Origin of the sequence: Thermoleophilum album, from assembly GCF_900108055.1 — a bacterium.
GTDB lineage: Bacteria > Actinomycetota > Thermoleophilia > Solirubrobacterales > Thermoleophilaceae > Thermoleophilum > Thermoleophilum album.
In genome coordinates, this window is sequence record NZ_FNWJ01000001.1 from 568,964 (window position 1) to 582,447 (window position 13,484).

At 68.0% G+C, this 13,484-nt stretch carries 12 protein-coding genes; 3 read left to right on the plus strand and 9 right to left on the minus strand.

The annotated features are described in order from the left end of the window. From BLW41_RS02820 to BLW41_RS02860, 9 genes are all read right to left on the minus strand, one after another. Entirely contained in the window at positions 1-474 is a 474-nt protein-coding gene (locus tag BLW41_RS02820; protein ID WP_093116024.1) for a 5-(carboxyamino)imidazole ribonucleotide mutase, read from the minus strand. A gap of 3 nt (positions 475-477) precedes the next feature. Further along, positions 478-1,785, minus strand: a complete 1,308-nt coding sequence (gene purD, locus BLW41_RS02825; RefSeq protein WP_093116026.1) for a phosphoribosylamine--glycine ligase — start codon at positions 1,783-1,785, stop codon at positions 478-480. A gap of 50 nt (positions 1,786-1,835) precedes the next feature. Further along, positions 1,836-2,117, minus strand: coding sequence for a GYD domain-containing protein (locus BLW41_RS02830; RefSeq protein ID WP_093116028.1), 282 nt, complete (start codon positions 2,115-2,117; stop codon positions 1,836-1,838). A 201-nt stretch (positions 2,118-2,318) separates the two neighbouring features. After that, positions 2,319-4,859: an ATP-dependent chaperone ClpB gene (gene clpB / locus BLW41_RS02835; RefSeq protein ID WP_093116030.1), complete on the minus strand. Its 2,541-nt coding sequence runs from the start codon at positions 4,857-4,859 to the stop codon at positions 2,319-2,321. Between the two features lie 27 nt (positions 4,860-4,886). Then, positions 4,887-5,369 (minus strand): heat shock protein transcriptional repressor HspR, encoded by a 483-nt coding sequence (locus BLW41_RS02840; RefSeq protein ID WP_218138209.1) that lies wholly within the window; start codon positions 5,367-5,369, stop codon positions 4,887-4,889. Next, positions 5,366-6,502, minus strand: coding sequence for a molecular chaperone DnaJ (gene dnaJ, locus BLW41_RS02845; RefSeq protein WP_093116034.1), 1,137 nt, complete (start codon positions 6,500-6,502; stop codon positions 5,366-5,368). Before dnaJ ends, BLW41_RS02840 begins: the two co-directional genes overlap by 4 nt. A gap of 11 nt (positions 6,503-6,513) precedes the next feature. Then, a complete protein-coding gene (locus tag BLW41_RS02850; RefSeq protein ID WP_093116036.1) occupies positions 6,514-7,140 on the minus strand; it encodes a nucleotide exchange factor GrpE in 627 nt (208 codons plus the stop codon). A 9-nt stretch (positions 7,141-7,149) separates the two neighbouring features. Further along, entirely contained in the window at positions 7,150-9,066 is a 1,917-nt protein-coding gene (dnaK, locus tag BLW41_RS02855; RefSeq protein ID WP_093116038.1) for a molecular chaperone DnaK, read from the minus strand. 150 nt (positions 9,067-9,216) lie between these two features. Beyond that, positions 9,217-9,816, minus strand: coding sequence for an endonuclease III domain-containing protein (locus tag BLW41_RS02860; protein WP_218138210.1), 600 nt, complete (start codon positions 9,814-9,816; stop codon positions 9,217-9,219). A 361-nt stretch (positions 9,817-10,177) separates the two neighbouring features. Between BLW41_RS02860 and BLW41_RS02865 the strand changes: the two genes are divergently transcribed. The 3 genes from BLW41_RS02865 to BLW41_RS02875 all read left to right on the plus strand — a co-directional run bounded on the left by BLW41_RS02865 (position 10,178) and on the right by BLW41_RS02875 (position 13,449). Continuing rightward, the gene (locus BLW41_RS02865) at positions 10,178-11,920 is read left to right on the plus strand and encodes a hypothetical protein (RefSeq protein ID WP_093116042.1); all 1,743 of its coding nucleotides are present in this window, start codon (positions 10,178-10,180) and stop codon (positions 11,918-11,920) included. Positions 11,921-11,965: 45 nt separating this feature from the next. Then, positions 11,966-12,799 carry a phosphatase PAP2 family protein gene (locus tag BLW41_RS02870; RefSeq protein WP_177169278.1) on the plus strand — a complete coding sequence of 278 codons (834 nt, stop codon included), beginning with the start codon at positions 11,966-11,968 and terminating at the stop codon, positions 12,797-12,799. Positions 12,800-12,882: 83 nt separating this feature from the next. Next, complete coding sequence (locus BLW41_RS02875; RefSeq protein WP_218138211.1) at positions 12,883-13,449, plus strand: CDP-alcohol phosphatidyltransferase family protein; 567 nt, start codon at positions 12,883-12,885, stop codon at positions 13,447-13,449. Positions 13,450-13,484: the final 35 nt, after the last annotated feature.

Consider the following 13,484-nt stretch of genomic DNA (forward strand, 5'->3'; position numbering starts at 1 on the left):
TCAGCAGTGGAGGATGCGTGCCGCGAGCACCGCAGCGTTGATCGCAGCGTCCACGCCGACGGTGGCGACGGGCAGTCCAGCCGGCATTTGGGCGATCGCCACCAGGGTGTCGAGTCCGCCGATCGGCGAGTGCAGGCCAGCGATCGGCACGCCGATCACCGGCAGGTCGGTGTGGGCGGCTACCAAGCTGGGAAGGAGGGAGGACATCGCCGAGCCCGCGATTATCACGCGCAAACCGCGCTCGCGTGCACTGCGCGCGTACTCGCAGGCGGCAGCGGGATCACGGTGGGCCGGCAGCACCTTGGTCTCGAACGGAATGCCGAGCTCCTCGAGCTCTTGGCCGGCCTTCTCCATCACCGGCATCTCCGCCCGCGAAGACATCACGATGCCAACGCGCGGTCTTTCCGTCGGCTCGGTCGCCGTCAGCGGAGCGTGTTCCGGCGCCGGTACCGTCTCGTCAATTTCCGCCGACATCGCTCAGCCCCGGCCAGCCGCAATGTCGCGGCGAAGCTGCTTGCCTGGGAAGTCGATGCGATCGGCCGCGGCGTAGGCGCGCTGCCGCGCGATCGCGAGGTCGTCACCCAGCCCGACAACATTGAGTACGCGACCGCCCGCCGTGACCAACTGACCATCGCGCACCGCTGTTCCCGCGTGGAACACCTCGGCGCCGAGCGCCTCGGCGGCCTCCACGCCCTCGATGACGTCGCCTTTGCGCGGTGATTCCGGGTAGCCGGCGGCCGCCAAAACCACGCAGACAGCCGCTAGCTCCTCGAACCGACACTCCGCATCGGCGAGCCCTCCGGGAAAGGACGCCCGCCACAACAGCTCGAGCAGATCGCTCGCCATTCGGGGCAGCAGCGCTTGTGTTTCGGGATCGCCGAAACGGCAGTTGAACTCGAGCACCCGCACGCCCGCATCGGTAAGCATCAGGCCGCCGTAGAGAACCCCGTGATAAGGCGTCCCCTGCGCGCGCAGCGCGTCGACGATCGGTTGGTGAACGGTCGCGACGATCTCGCGCAAAAGGTCAGGGCCGATCTCCGGTACCGGCGAGTAACTGCCCATACCGCCCGTGTTGGGGCCCTCGTCGCCGTCCAATAGCCGCTTGTAATCGCGTGCCGGCGCGAGCGGCAGCGCTCGCTCGCCGTCGCATAGGCAAAGCAGCGAGAGCTCCTCGCCCTCGAGGTACTCCTCGAGCAGCACGGTGGTCTCGCCGAAGCGCCGTTCGACGAAGTAAGCGTCAAGCGCCTGCCGCGCCTGATCCTCGTCTTGCGCGATGATCACGCCCTTGCCTGCCGCCAGTGCGTCAGCCTTGAAGACCGCTGGATAGCTGAGCTGCGGGAGTCGCGCGAGCGCCGCGTCGTGCGATTCCAGGATCTCGTAGCGCGCGGTTGGCACGCCGGCCTGCTCCATCAGGCGCTTGGCGTCGGCCTTGGAGCCCTCGACCCTGGCCGCCGCGCGAGAGGGTCCGAGGCAGCGCACACCAGCTTCGGCGAGCGCGTCGGCGATGCCTGCTACCAGCGGCGCTTCCGGGCCGACCACGACGAAGTCGATGCGCTCGCGCCGGGCCAGCTCACAAACTGCGTCGGGGTCGAGTGGGTCGATCGCCACGCACCGCGCACCATCGCGGGCGATCCCGGGATTGCCGGGCGCCGCCCACACTGTCGGCCGCGCGCCGCTACGGGAGATCGCACGCACGAGAGCGTGCTCGCGCCCGCCGGCGCCCAACACCAGCACACGCCGCGGGAGCGCCGCCGCGCCCCCTCCGGGAGCTTGCGAGCTAGCCAAGAGCGTGCCGTCCAGTGCCCGCCCCGCTCAGCGACCGGCGGCCGCGCCGCTTACAGCGAGGCGATGAACTCGTCGACCGGGATCGCCGCCAGCGTCTCGTAGTGAGCGGTGCCACGCGAGCCGAGCTCCAACGAGACCCGCGCAATCGTCTTTTCGTCGGGAGCCTCGACAACGTTGACGAAGTCGAAGCGTCCGAGCACAGCCCACTGGGCGACGACTTTCGCACCGAGCTGCTCGACCTCTTTGTTGACCTCACGCAGCCGCTGCGGGTTGTTCTTGAGCGTCTGGACACCTTCCGGAGTCAGCGTGCTCAGCATGATGAAGGTCGGCATCTGTTCGTCTCCTCCGTGCTTGTCGGCGTGTAAGGGCAGTCTGACTTCTCGCACTTCGCCGCGGACAACGCAACCCCTTGCCGGCAACACAAGCCGACACCGCCGCCTGACGATTCAGGCAGACGGTGCGGTCAGCTCGTGCGGGCATCACCGGTCGACCGGTGCTGCCCGCACAGCGCTGCGACGCTTGGCGAGAAGTGCTCAGCTCGCCGCGACCGGCTCGGCCGTGCCGACCTTCTCGAAGCGGAAGGTGCCGTCGGCGGCATCGATGCGCACGCGGTCGCCTGGGCGGAACTCGCCCTTGAGGAGCGCGAGCGCCAGCTTGTCGACGACTTCGCGCTGGATAACCCGCTTCAGCGGGCGCGCTCCGAACGCTGGGTCATAGCCCAGGGTGGCGAGCAAGGAGCGCGCCTCATCGGTCAGCTCGAGCTCGATACCGCGTTCGCGTACCCGCTCGACCACGCGCTTCATCTGGAGGTCGACGATGCGCTCGATGTGCTCGCGCTCGAGCGGGTGGAACTCGATTACCTCGTCGAGACGGTTCACGAACTCGGGTTTGAAGTGCTGACGCACCCCCGCCATGCCGCCCGGGATGTTCGAGGTCATGATCAGGATCGTGTTGCGGAAGTCGACGGTGCGCCCTTTGCCGTCGGTCAAGCGGCCGTCGTCCATCACCTGCAACAGGACGTTGAAGACATCCGGGTGCGCCTTCTCGATCTCGTCGAGCAGGATCACCGAGTACGGGCGCCTGCGCACCGCTTCGGTGAGCTGGCCGCCCTCTTCGTAGCCGACATAACCCGGCGGTGCGCCGATCAGCCGCGCGACGGCGTGCTTCTCCATGTACTCGGACATGTCGATGCGCACCATCGCGTCCTCGGTGTCGAACATGAATTCGGCGAGCGCGCGCGCCAACTCGGTCTTGCCGACACCGGTCGGGCCGAGGAACAGGAAGACACCGATCGGCCGCTTGGGATCAGCGAGCCCCGCCCGCGACCGGCGCAGCGCGTTGGCCACCGCCCGTACCGCCTCGTCCTGGCCGACGACGCGCTCGTGCAGGCGCTCCTCCATGTGGATGAGCTTCTCGACCTCCGACTCCATCAGGCGCGAGACGGGGATGCCCGTCCACCGAGAGACGACCTCGGCGATGTCTTCCTCGTCGACCTCTTCCTTCAGGAACTTGTGCTCGGCCTGGAGCTCCCGCAGGCGCTGTTCGGCCTCGCGGACCTGGCGCTCGAGCTCGGGGATCTCTCCGTAACGCAACCGCGCAGCGGTCTCGAGATCGCCCTCGCGTTGCGCCCGCTCGGCTTCCCGGTGGGCCTGTTCAAGTCGCTCCTTAGCAGCCCTGATGGCCTCGATAGCTTCCTTCTCGGCGCGCCAGTGGGCCTTCATCTCCTCGGCCTTGGCACGCAGCTCGGCGAGCTCCTGTTCGAGCTTTTCGCGCCGCTGGATCGAAGCTTCGTCGCGCTCCTTCTTGAGCGAGTGAAGCTCGATCTCCAACTGCTGGATGCGGCGCTCGACCTCGTCGATCTCCTCGGGCATCGAGTCGATCTCGATGCGCAACCGGGAGGCGGCTTCGTCGATCAGGTCGATCGCCTTGTCGGGGAGGAAGCGGTCAGTGATGTAGCGGTGCGCCAGGGTCGCAGCGGCGACCAGTGCGCCGTCCTGAATGCGCACGCCGTGGTGCACTTCATAGCGCTCTTTGAGACCGCGCAGAATCGCGATCGTCTCTTCGACCGTAGGCTCGTCGACGTAGACGGGCTGGAAGCGCCGCTCGAGTGCCGCGTCTTTCTCGATGTACTTGCGGTACTCGTCGAGCGTGGTCGCGCCGACACAGCGCAACTGCCCGCGCGCGAGCATCGGCTTGAGCATGTTGCCGGCGTCGACCGCTCCTTCGGCCGCACCAGCACCGACGATCGTGTGTAGCTCGTCGATGAAGAGGATGATCTGACCCTCGGAGCTCGCGATCTCCTCGAGTACCGCCTTCATCCTCTCTTCGAATTCGCCGCGGTACTTCGAGCCCGCGAGCATTGCGCCAAGGTCGAGCGCGATCACTCGGCGGTTACGCAGCGTTTCCGGCACGTCGCCGGAGACGATGCGCTGTGCCAAGCCCTCGACGATCGCCGTCTTGCCGACGCCCGGCTCACCGATCAGCACGGGGTTGTTCTTGGTACGCCGCGAGAGGACCTGGATGACCCGTCGGATCTCCTCGTCGCGACCGATGACCGGATCGAGCTTGCCCTCCGCAGCTTCCGCGGTGAGATCGCGACCGAACTTCTCGAGCGCCTGATACTTGTCCTCGGGATTCTGGTCGGTAACGCGATGCGGGCCGCGTACCTGGTTGACCGCCTCGAGCAGCTGGTCGCGGCTGGCCCCACAGTCGACCTTCGGATCGGCCGCGAGCGCCAACAGCAGGTGCTCGGTCGACACGTACTCGTCACCCATGCCGCGCCGTTCCTCGTCGGCACGTTCGAGCACTTCACCGAGCTCGCGACTGACCGTCGGCTGAGCGGCTTGTCCCGCGACCGTCGGCAGACGGTCGAGGGCCTCATTCGCACGCCGGCGCACGGTAACCGGGTCGGCACCTGCGCGACGCAGCGCGGGAGCGACGATCGTTCCCTCCTGCTCGAGCAGCGCGACCAGCAAGTGGTGCGGCACGATCTCCGGATTGCGCCGCGCTTGGGCGATCCGCTGTGCTGCCTGCAGAGCCTCCTGGGACTTGATCGTGAAGCGTTCGATGTTCATAGCACCTGACCTAGAAAATCTAAGTCTTTACCTGTTAGATGTAGGGCGAGTATAGGAGCGCTCTACGGGGATCGTCACGCCCAATTCGCGGACCGGAACGAGATCGCGGGGTTGTGGCTGGTAGGGGACGATCTCGGTACTCAGCGCACGCCGCGTGCGTTCCAATTCGGCACGCAGCTCTGCTTCCACCTGAGCGGCTCTGCGCTCGAGCGCGCGGAGACGCCGGCGCAGGCGTTCGATCTCCGCTTCGAGCTCGAAGACCTTCTCTACGCCGGCGAGGTTCATGCCGAGCTCGGTCGTCAGCTCCTGGATCCGCCGCAACCGCTCGACGTCCTCGTCGCTGTACAGACGCGTGCCCTTCGGGGAACGCCGCGGAGTGATCAAACCGCGCGCCTCGTAGATGCGCAGGGTTTGCGGATGCATGCCGGCGAGCTCCGCGGCGACCGAGATCATGTAAACCCCTCGGCGCCGATCGGCCGTGCGAGCGGATGCTTGCTTGCGCGCACTCACTTGCCACCCTCCTTGGCAGTGCCGCTGCGAGACGCCTGCGCCCTCGCCAACAGCGCGGCACGGGGGTTGCCGTCTAGCACCGATGCCAGCTCGTCGACCACGGCCTGTTGCTCGGGTGTCAGCTCGCGCGGCACGTCGATCACCAGGCGGTAGCGGATGTCGCCACGCCCACCCCCTCCCGGTCGCGGCGGCCCCTCGCCCCGCAAGCGCACGACCGTCCCGTGGCGCGTGCCCGGCCGCACGCGGATCCGCTTGGTACCCCGCAATGTCGGGACCTCGATGGTCGCGCCTCGCAGTGCTTCGACGACCGTGATCGGCACGTCCACTTCCAGATCGTCGCCGACCCGCTTGAAGATCGGCGACGGGTCGACACGCGTGATCACGTACAGGTCGCCGGGGGGACCGCCGTTCTGCCCCGGCTCACCGCGCCCCGCCAGGCGCACCCGCGAGCCGTCACGCACACCCGGCGGGATCTTCACGCGCAGCCGGCGGATCCGACGCACCCGACCGCTGCCTCCGCAAGTCGCGCAGGGATCGGTGATCCGAGTGCCGCTACCGCCGCATGCGCGGCAGGGCTGCGAGATCGAGAAGAGCCCCTGCGACTCGGACTCGATGCCGCGGCCCCGGCAACGTGGACAGACCTCGGGCTGGGTGCCCGGGCGCGCACCGGTGCCGTGACAGGTCGGGCAGGCATCCTCTACGGGGACCGCGATCGGGACCTGCGCACCCTCGAGCGACTGCTCGAACGACAGTCGAACCTCGGTCTCGAGATCACGCCCACGTTGGGGTCGTCGGGTAGCGCCGGCCCGCGCGCCCCCGAAGAGGTCGGAGAGGATGTCTCCGAAGCTCCCGAAGCCGCCGCGGAATGCGGTTCCGAAACCCTCGCGGAAGGCGTTGGGATCGAAGCCACCGAAGAAACCACCGCCTTGGTCGTAAGCGCGGCGCTTCTCCGGGTCGGAGAGGATTGAATAGGCCTCCTGGATCTCCTTGAACCGCTCCTCGGCCTGCTTATCACCAGGGTTGCGGTCGGGGTGATAGCGGCGAGCGAGCCGCCGGTAGGCCTTTTTGATCTCCTCCTGGGAGGCGTTGCGCTCTACTCCGAGCACCTTGTATGGGTCCTTGACCGCCGGCATCGTCGGACCCCCTAAGCGCTCACGATCACTCGGGCCGGACGAATCACCAGCTCACCGAGGCGGTAACCCTTCTCCACCACGTCGACCACGACGCCCGGCTCCGTCCCCTCCTCGGCGCGCGTGCTGAGCGCGTCGTGGAGGGTCGGGTCGAAGCGTTCTCCACGCGGGTCGAACGGCTCCACCCCGTGTTGTTCGAGAGCCGCGAGGAAACCGCGGTGGATCATCCGCACCCCCTCGGCGAGCGGATCGTCGGGCGCTGCCGCCGCGAGTGCGCGCTCCAGGTTGTCGATCTGCGGCAACAGATCGCGGATCAGGTCGGCCTTCGCGCGGACACCTGCTTCCGCCTTCTCGCGACCCATGCGGCGGCGGAAGTTCTCGAACTCGGCCTGCTTGCGCCGCGCAAGATCGAGATACTCGTCGCGTTCCCGCCGCATCGCCTCGAGCTCTTGCTCGAGCTCGCGAACGCGCTCTTCGGCCTGCGGGCCACTGGCGTGGTCGTCGCTCGCGACCGTCGCCGACTGACCTTGCGCCTCGGGCGACGCAGCCGAGGAGGCGGCGTCGCCACCGTCCCTTGCGGCGGTCGCAGCCGCCTCCTCGGACTTGAGCTCGGCGCTCCTGTTTGTCTCGCGAGCGCTCATCGGCCACCGTTAGGACGACTTCTCCTCGCCGCCGTCGACCACTTCGGCGTCGACGACCTCCTCCTCGCCGCCAGCGCCCGCCCGCGAGCTGCCGTCGCCGCTGGCGCCGCCGGCCTGCTGCGCCGCACGCGCATAGACCTGCTCGGAGACCTGGTGCCAAGCGGCCTGCAGCTCCTCGGTGAGGCGCCGCAGCTTCGGCGTGTCCTCGCTCTCGAGGTTGTCGCGGATCTCCTTGATCTTCGCCTCGATGCGCTGGCGTGCGTCGGCGTCGATCGAGTCGCCCATCTCCTTGAGCTGCCGCTCCGCCTGGTAGGCAGCATGCTCGGCGGCATTGCGGGCTTCGGCAAGCTCGCGCTGACGACGGTCCTCCTCGGCGTGCGCCTCGGCATCGCGGACCATCCGCTCGATCTCCTCCTCGGTCAAGCCCGAGCCGGCCTTGATCTCGATCTTCTGCTCCTTACCGGTGCCGAGATCCTTGGCCGACACGTGGAGGATGCCGTCGGCGTCGATGTCGAAGGTGACTTCGATCTGCGGCACGCCCCGCGGTGCCGGTGGGATGCCGGTGAGCTGGAAGCGGCCCAGTGACTTGTTGTAGCGCGCCATCTCGCGCTCGCCCTGCAAGACATGGATCTCCACCGAGGTCTGGTTGTCCTCGGCCGTGGAGAAGATCTCCGACTTGCGGGTCGGGATCGTCGTGTTGCGCTCGATCAGCTTCGTGAACACGCCGCCCTTCGTCTCGATACCGAGCGACAGCGGCGTTACGTCGAGCAGCAGCACGTCCTTGACCTCACCGGCGAGCACGCCCGCCTGGATCGCAGCTCCGATCGCCACCACCTCGTCGGGGTTGACGCCACGGTGCGGCTCCTTGCCGGTGAGCTCCCGCACCTTCTCCTGCACGGCGGGCATCCGCGTCATGCCGCCGACGAGGATCACGTGGTCGATGTCGTTGGGCGTGACACCGGCATCCTTCATCGCCTGCTTGGTCGGGCCGACGACGCGGTCAAGCAGATCCGCCGTCAACTCGTTGAGCTTCGCCCGCGTCAGGCGCATGTCGAGGTGCTTCGGCCCCGACTGATCAGCCGTGATGAAGGGCAGCGAAATCTGCGTCTCCTGAACCGACGAAAGCTCGACCTTCGCCTTCTCCGCTGCCTCGTACAGGCGCTGGAGCGCCATCCGGTCCTGCGAGAGGTCGATGCCCTGGTCCTTCTTGAACTCGGCGACCAACCAGTCGACGATCGCCTTGTCGAAGTTGTCACCACCGAGATGGTTGTCACCCGCGGTCGCCTTCACTTCGAAGACGCCGTCGCCGATCTCGAGGATCGAGACGTCGAAGGTGCCGCCACCGAGGTCGAAGACCAGGATCGTTTGGTCGTTCTCCTTGTCCAGGCCGTAGGCGAGCGCGGCGGCCGTCGGCTCGTTGATGATCCGCTTGACCTCGAGGCCGGCGATGCGGCCGGCGTCCTTGGTCGCCTGGCGCTGCGCGTCGTTGAAGTAGGCGGGGACAGTGATTACCGCCGCATCGACGGTCTCGCCCAGGTACGCCTCGGCGTCAGCCTTGAGCTTCTGGAGGATCATCGCCGAGATCTCGGGCGGCGCGAACTCCTTGTTGACAGCGGGCACGCGCACCCGCACGTCGCCGTTCGGGCCGGGAACGACCTCGTACGGAACGATCTTCTCCTCCTCGGCCACCTCCGAGTGCTTGCGCCCCATGAAGCGCTTGATCGAGAAGATCGTGTTCTGGGGGTTGGTGACCGCCTGACGCTTAGCCGGTGCGCCGACCAGGCGCTCGCCCGACTCGGTGAAAGCGACGACGGAAGGCGTCACCCGTGCGCCCTCGGCGTTGGGGATGACCGTCGGTTCGCCGCCTTCCATCACGGCCATACACGAGTTGGTGGTTCCAAGATCGATGCCGATCGTCCTGCCCATTGCGCTCTGCCTCCGTCTGGTCTACGCCTAATCGTTGTGGCTCAGAAAATCTAAGCGCGTATATAGCAGATCCCTGAGTGTCCGACTCGGCGCGCTGCGGTCCGGTGCGGCGAGACGCGACGCGGCACCGCGCGGTGCGGCGCTGGCGGCCTACCTGCCGCGGGCGGGCGCTAGCGCACGGCTGCTTGGGCAGAGGTCCGCGACGGGGCACCGTTCGCAGGCCGGGCGGCGGGCGGCGCACAGTCGGCGGCCGTGACGGATCAGCAGCACGTGGAATTCGTAGGGGTCGAAGTCGGCGGTGTATCGCAGCGCCAAGTCGTGCGCCTCCTCCAGCCCCACGCGCTGCGGCAACAGCCCGAGCCGTGTCGCGACGCGATGAACATGGGTGTCGATCGGCACCTCCGGCCGACCGAACGCGAAGAGCAGCACGCAGGCCGCGGTCTTGCGGCCGATCCCCGGCAGCTCGCAGAGAAATTCACGCGCTCGCTGGAGGGGAGCGTCGGCGAGCCACCGCAGATCGTCGTCGCCGAGGCGCTCGAGTATCGCTTTGATCCGCCGCGCCTTGGTCGGCGCTAGCCCTCCACAGCGGATGGCGTCTTCCACCTCCTCGACCGGCGCTTCTCTGACCGCCCGCCAGTCGCTGAAACGTTCGCGCAAGCGCGCGTAGGCGAGGTCCCGGTTGCGATCACTGGTGTTTTGCGAGAGGACCGTGAGGACCAGCTCGTCAAGCGGTCGCTCGTGCTTGCGCAACCTCGGCGCCCCGTAGAGACAACGCAGCCGCACGAGGATCGCTGCGACTCGCTGGCGCGACGGGCGACGCCAGCCACTGCGGCGGCCGCTCGCGCGCCCCCCGCTCGCGCGCCCGCCGCTCGCAGGCCCGCTCGCGCGTCGCCCGCTCGCGCGCCCCCCGCTCGCGCGCCCGCCGCTGAGATCGCGTCGCGGCGCACTTACTCGCCCGGTCGCAAGCGCTCGCAGGACGTTTGGCTCCGAGCACGGTGGCCCTTCGCCGTGGACACTCCGACCACCCGCACCAACCGGGCACGCGGCAGACCCTCCATGGGCTGAGCATATGACTTGCTCAGCCCAGCGATCGCTCCACTAGCCTGCCCGCGTGACCGATCTCCGGAGCAGCGGAGCGGCGATCGCGCAGGCGCCCACGCGAGCCGACGTCGATCGTGGCCAGCCGCGGCTAAGCGCAAGCCCCACCTGCCGCACGCCGAGGCGCTCGCCACGCGGGCCGTTCGCACGATTCGCCAAAGCGGTCGCTCCCGACCGCTGGACCGCTGCCGCTCTCTCCCTGACTGCTGCGCAAGGCCTCGTCTCGCTGATCTGGAAGCCACGAGTCGTCGACCTGGCCGCCCACGAGTTCCGAGCGTGGCTATTCGGGAGCGAAGGCTTCGCGATCTGGAACGGGCAGTGGTACGGCGGCCACCATGCGCCGGCCTACAGCATCCTGTCGCCGTTTCTCGGCTGGGCGCTCGGTGTGCGTTTCGCGCTGGCGCTCGCCGCGCTCGCGAGCGCGGCCTTGCTCGCCGCGTTGCTGCGCCGCCGGTTCGCCGAGCGCGCTGCGCGGATCGGGATCCTGTGGGCCGGTGCCGGCTGCGGGACGCTGATTTGGACCGGCCGCTTCCCGTTCGCGATCGGTACGGCGTTAGCCCTAGCCGCACTCCTCGCCTATTCGCATGGGCGCTTCAAAACGGCCACGCTGCTCGGCTTCCTCGCGCCCCTGGGAAGCCCCGTCGCGGGGCTGTTTCTAGCGATGGCGGGGCTCGCCTGTGCGCTTGCACACCGCCGTGAGCGCGCCCCTCGCAATGCCGCTGTCGCGCTCACCCTTGCAGCTTTCCTGCCACCCGTAGCCCTCTCGCTCGCCTTTCCGGAAGGCGGCTGGGCGCCGTTTCCGTTCAGCGCCTACCTACCGATCCCGTTCTTCGCGCTCGCCTGCCTGATGGTGCTACCCCGCCGCGACGCTGCTTTGCGTTGGGGGGCCGTTCTGTACGCCGCTGGATCAACCCTGGCACTACTCGTCGACACGCCGATGGGCGGGAACGCCGTTCGGCTAGGGGCACTCGTGGGAGGGCCGTTGCTCGTTTGCGTGGCCAGCGAACGAGGTTGGCTTCAGCGCGGTCGGTTGCTGCCGCTGAGCGTGGTTGGTCTCGCGCTGCTTGCGCTCTGGCAGTGGTCGCCAGCGGTCCGCGATGTTCGTAAGTACTTGGAGGACCCAGCGGCGCGCAGTGGCTACTTCGAACCACTGCGCCAGTACCTCGCGACGCTGCCCGACCAGCGTCGCATCGAGATCCCGTTTACGCGCAGCCACTGGGAGGGAGCCGAGATCGCGCCGATCGTGCCGCTGGCCCGTGGCTGGTTGCGGCAACTGGACACCGGCCGCAACCCGATTTTCTACAAAGGTCCGCTGAACGAACTCACCTACGCGGCGTGGCTCGCTGAGAACGCTGTGCGCTACGTCGCGCTGCCCTCAGCGAAACCCGATCGCAGCTCCTACGGCGAACGCGCCCTGATCGAACGCGGCCTGCCCTACCTGAAGTTGCGCTGGCGCTCGCGCGATTGGCGGGTCTACGAGGTGATGCTGCCGGCCCCGTTCGTGATCCCCCGTGGCCGCGCCGCCGTGACGCTCGAGCAGCTGTCGACCGATCAAGTCTTGTTGCGCGTGACGCGGCCCGGCGACGCTCTCTTGCGGGTGCGCTGGACTCCCTACTGGTTTGTCGCTGGCGGCTGTGTGTACCCGGACGAAGGCTGGACGGGAGTGCATCTGCCGCGACGGGGGTTCGTGCGGCTAGTGATCCGCTTCTCGCCAGAGCGCCTTTGGTCAAGGGGGCGTCGCTGCGACGACGGCTGACCGGCCGGCGAGCCGGGCGGACAAGGCCGGATTAAGCTCCCCCCCGTGCGCCTTGGCGGTTCAAACCCTCGGCTCCAACAGCGCATCGAGCAGGCGCGTATTGAGCTCGCGCGCGTGTGGCGGGCGAGTGCCGGTTGGCTGCCACACGGCTGGGGCGATGCGCTCCTGCAGCTTGCCCTGTTCGCCGGCGCCTATTACGCGTACCGATTGGTGCGTGGCCACGTCGACGGCGAGGTGGCGCGCGCCTTCGCTAACGCCCGCGCGATCGTGGATTTCGAGCGCGCGCTCGGACTGTTCTTCGAGCCCGGACTACAGGCGTGGGCGAGCAGTCACCGGTGGATCGTCGAGGCCGCCAGCGCGATGTACGTGAACTCCCACTTCGTGGTCACAACGACCTTTTTGATCTGGCTCTACATCGCTCGCAACGAAGCCTTCTACTTCGTCCGCAACATGTTCGTGGTCGCGATGGCGCTGGCGCTGGTCGGCTACGCCCTGCTGCCCACCGCTCCACCCCGATTCATGCCGGAATGGGGGTTCGTCGACACCGTCGCGGACGTCTTCGGTGAGACCGCTCAACGCAGTGCTAGCGCCCTCTACAACCCGTTCGCGGCGATTCCCTCAATGCACGTCGCGTTCGCCCTGATGATCGGGATACCGGGAGCCTTGCTGGTCCGTAACCGCCTGCTGAAAGTGGTCTGGGGGCTGTACCCGCTGCTCGTCACGCTGGTCGTGCTGGTCACCGGTAACCACTTCTGGCTCGACGCTGCCCTGGGCGCTTTGGTGGCGCTGGTGTCTGCGCTCGTTGCCCGCGCGGCGCTCGCCCGCGCCCGCCCCGACGCGTGGGGCTGGCAAACCGATCCAGCGAGGGCGGTTTCCTGAAACCGCAAGGGAGCAAACCAGCGGCCCCCGGCAATGGGGGAGAGACGGCTTCTGACGCTGGCCGGCCGGCAGCGCTGGCGGATGTGCGAGCGCGCGCCCGCGATCGCCTGATCGAGTCGCGCCTCACACCGAACGCGATCTCGCTTACCGGCTTCGCGCTCAACCTCGTAGCCGCCGGGCTGGTGTTGGCCGAGGCGTTTGTGCTCGCGGCACTTGCTTTCGCCGTCGGCTCGCTGATGGACATGCTCGACGGTCGCTACTCCCGAATGTCGGGCAAGGGCACGCCGTTCGGCGCGTTCCTCGATTCGACGCTGGATCGCATCGAGGAGGGCGTGGTGCTGGCCGCGGTGGCGGCCTACTTCGCGCACGCGGGGCGCCCCGCGGCGGCGGGTGCGACGGTGCTCGCGGTGGTGGGTTCCTACATGGTCTCCTACACCAGGGCCCGCGCCGAGGCGTTGGGCGTCGAATGCAAGGTAGGTGTGGCGACACGACCGGTTCGGGTAGTGATCCTGACGGCCGGCCTACTCCTCGCCGAAGGCGCCGGTGTGCTTCACTTGAAGCTACTCGAGCCGGCCGTCTACCTTCTGGCCGGTATCACCGTCGTGACCACCCTCCAGCGCGTGCTGCACGTGCGGAGGGAACTCGCCTGACGGCCGAAGCGCCGCAGTCCAAGCGGCCGCCGTTT

Bases quoted from the DNA above. Each gene is read 5' to 3' on its own strand.
- BLW41_RS02820 (WP_093116024.1), bottom strand. From the start codon at position 474: ATGTCGGCGGAAATTGACGAGACGGTACCGGCGCCGGAACACGCTCCG.
- clpB (WP_093116030.1), bottom strand. From the start codon at position 4,859: ATGAACATCGAACGCTTCACGATCAAGTCCCAGGAGGCTCTGCAGGCA.
- dnaJ (WP_093116034.1), bottom strand. From the start codon at position 6,502: ATGCCGGCGGTCAAGGACCCATACAAGGTGCTCGGAGTAGAGCGCAAC.
- BLW41_RS02830 (WP_093116028.1), bottom strand. From the start codon at position 2,117: ATGCCGACCTTCATCATGCTGAGCACGCTGACTCCGGAAGGTGTCCAG.
- dnaK (WP_093116038.1), bottom strand. From the start codon at position 9,066: ATGGGCAGGACGATCGGCATCGATCTTGGAACCACCAACTCGTGTATG.
- BLW41_RS02850 (WP_093116036.1), bottom strand. From the start codon at position 7,140: ATGAGCGCTCGCGAGACAAACAGGAGCGCCGAGCTCAAGTCCGAGGAG.